The organism is Nocardioides sp., assembly GCF_031397825.1.
Classification (GTDB): Bacteria; Actinomycetota; Actinomycetes; order Propionibacteriales; family Nocardioidaceae; genus Nocardioides.
In genome coordinates, this window is the sequence record NZ_JANNML010000024.1 from 1 (window position 1) to 2,692 (window position 2,692).

The 2,692-nt window shown below is 71.5% G+C and carries 3 protein-coding genes; all 3 read right to left on the bottom strand.

Annotated features, from left to right (window positions below):
* Nucleotides 1–43 precede the first annotated feature (43 nt).
* Nucleotides 44–676, bottom strand: a complete 633-nt coding sequence (locus RMN98_RS01480) for a nucleotidyltransferase family protein (RefSeq protein WP_309647030.1) — start codon at nt 674–676, stop codon at nt 44–46.
* A gap of 96 nt (nt 677–772) precedes the next feature.
* Entirely contained in the window at nt 773–1,531 is a 759-nt protein-coding gene (locus tag RMN98_RS01485) for a GntR family transcriptional regulator (RefSeq protein ID WP_309647031.1), read from the bottom strand.
* 93 nt (nt 1,532–1,624) lie between these two features.
* The coding region (locus RMN98_RS01490; RefSeq protein ID WP_309647032.1) for an FtsX-like permease family protein at nt 1,625–2,692 on the bottom strand (1,068 nt) is incomplete at its 5' end.

Below are 2,692 nucleotides of genomic sequence, written 5' to 3' on the forward strand. Positions count from 1 at the left end.
TGCTCGGCCAGCTCGTCGGGGCTGGTGGGTCGGGTCGGGTCGGTCACTGAAGATCCTCCGGTCGGTCCACGTCGTGCCCGCTGGCCAGGTCACCGCACTCCACCAGCTGCACCTGCTTGTCGGCGAGATAGTGCCGCGCGCCGTAGTCCGCCGGCCCCTCGGCCCTCAGGGCGCTCGCCACCTCGGCGGCGAGGGCGACCCGGTGGTCGTCGCCGAGCAGGACCGGGTGACCAGGCTCCCCGCCGTACGCCGCACGCAGGATCGCTGCCGGGTCGGCTCCGGAATCGCGCCACGTCTTCACGACGCGTGAGACGACAGCGGCCCCGACGTCGGGCAGGTCGACGAGCTGGACGACGACGGCGTCGGACCCGGGCCCGTCCGGGGCCGGCTCAGCCAACCCGGTGGCCAGCGAGGCGGCCATGCCGCGCTCCCAGTCCTCGGCCACGACGGCGCGGACCGTGCCCAGCGACCCGTCGACGGCGTCGGTCAGCAGCGCCCGGGCCGCCTCGGCCTCAGCGCCCAGCACCACGACGACCTCCTCGCACCCGCCGGCCAGCAACGGCTCGACCGCACCGACCAGCATCGACGCGCCTCCGGCGTCGCGCAGCAGTGCCTTGGGACGTCCCATCCGACGACCGGCACCGGCCGCCAGGAGGAGTCCGCTCACCCGAGTCACCCGGCGAGGCTAGCCGGGCCAGGTTGGTCGAAGGTTTGTCGGTGGCAGGCGCCCGCGCACCTCCGAGGAGCAGGTCGGGTGCGGCGCCGACGAGGCTCAGTGGTGGGCGGTGGGCTGCCGGCTCATCGGGATCCACAGCGTGAAGCGGTCGGCGCGGTAGGTCGAGCGCGACACCTCCACCGGGGTGCGGCCGGAGAACGCCCGCCGGGCGACCCGGAGCACCGGGCTGCCCTCGGCGATCCCGAGCAGGCGTGCCTCGGGGTCCTTGGCCAGGCCGGCGTCGACGGAGTCCTCGCCCCACGTGGGGGCCAGGTCACGGCGAGCCAGCTCGTCGTACAACGACTCGGGGAGGTGCTCGACGAGACCGGGCACCATCGCGGCCTTGAGAAAGGCGTCCTCGACACACATGGGGGCGTTGTCGGCCAGCCGCATGCGCTGCCAGTGGACGACCGACTCACCGACGCTGATCTCCAGGGCCCGGGCCACGCCGGGGCCGGCGGCCTCGATGCGCGCCAGCATGGTGCGTGACGCGGGCCGGAGGCCGCGGTGGCGCATCTCCTCGGAGTAGCCGTGGAGGCGCATGCTCTGCTCGTGGCGCTGGTCGGCCACGAAGGTGCCGCGGCCGGGCACCCGCTCGAGGAGGCCCTCGGTGACCAGGGCGTCGAGCGCCTGGCGGACCGTCATGCGGGCGACGCCGAAGTACTGCACCAGCTCGCGCTCCGACGGTGCGGGCGTGCCCGGATCGGCTCCCTCCACCAGGGCGCGGACGTACTCGCGGACCTGCACGTGCTTGTGAACCGCTGACCCTGCGCCCGTCCCCGAGGTGGCGCGAGTGACGACAGCCGCTTCTCCCATGAGCGTGTCTCCTTCGCGATCTGACCCTCATCACTGTGGCACGTCCGAGTCTAGAGCGGCGGCGTGTCGAAGAGATATGGCGCGGATGGACTGCTACTGGGCGGTAATAGCCTGGAGCACATTGAGACGCGCTGCCCGGAATGCCGGAAATAGCGCGGCCAGAATGCCCAGAATGCCCGAGACCACGACGAAGGTCACGAGTACCGGCCACGGGATCGCCAGGTCGGACAGACCCTGGTCCTCGAGCGCGATCACGACCGCGGAACCGAAGCCCGTCCCCATGATCACGCCCAGCAGGCCACCGAAGACCGCGATGACGACCGACTCCAGGATCACCATGCGCCGCAGCTGGCGGCGGGTCACCCCGACGGCCCGCAGCAGCCCGACCTCGCGGGTCCGCTCGATGACCGAGAGGCTCAAGGTGTTGACCACGCCGAGGATCGCGATGATCACCGAGAGCCCCAGAAGGCCGTAGATGAAGGCCAGGAACTGGTTGATCTGCTCCTGCTGCTCCGCGGCGTAGCCCTCGGGGTCCTTGACCGTGACCGTCGGCTGGTCCTCGATCACGGTCTCGATGGCCTCGCGGACCTCGTCGGTGTCGGCGTCGGACTCCTTGACGACGTAGACGAAGGCGTCGACGGGCGCCAGTCCCCCGTCCTCGAGGGTCTGCTGCGTGGTCAGGTGGGAGAACCCGAGTCCCTGCCCGGCCGGGAACAGCGCCACCACCTCCAGCTCCTGCTTCCCCGCCTGGAAGTCGACCTCGACGGTGTCGCCCACCTCGATGTCGCCGCCTCGCGCCGTGCCGGCGTCAATGGCGACCGTGCCGTCGCGCAGGTCCTGCAGGGAGCCCTCCTCGACCGGGAGGGCGAGCTCGACACCGAAGGCCGACGGGTCGATGCCACCGACCGCGGAGCCGGTGCCGTCCACGTCCACGAAGGCCTGACGCATCGAGGCGACCGACGCGACGCCGTCCAGGTCCTCGACCTGCTCCGCGATGTCGGGTGAGAAGGGCTGGCCGATGACGTTGCTGATGATGTACTGCGACGTCACGACCCGCTCGATGGTCGACTGCGTGCTCGCCGAGGCGCTCGCCCCGAACACCGCCATCAGCGACATCAGGGCCAGCCCGATCATGAGGGCGCTCGCGGTGGCCGCCGTACG

What these genes read in the sequence shown, in the direction of transcription:
- RMN98_RS01485 (WP_309647031.1), bottom strand. Translation starts at nt 1,531, where the DNA reads ATGGGAGAAGCGGCTGTCGTCACTCGCGCCACCTCGGGGACGGGCGCA.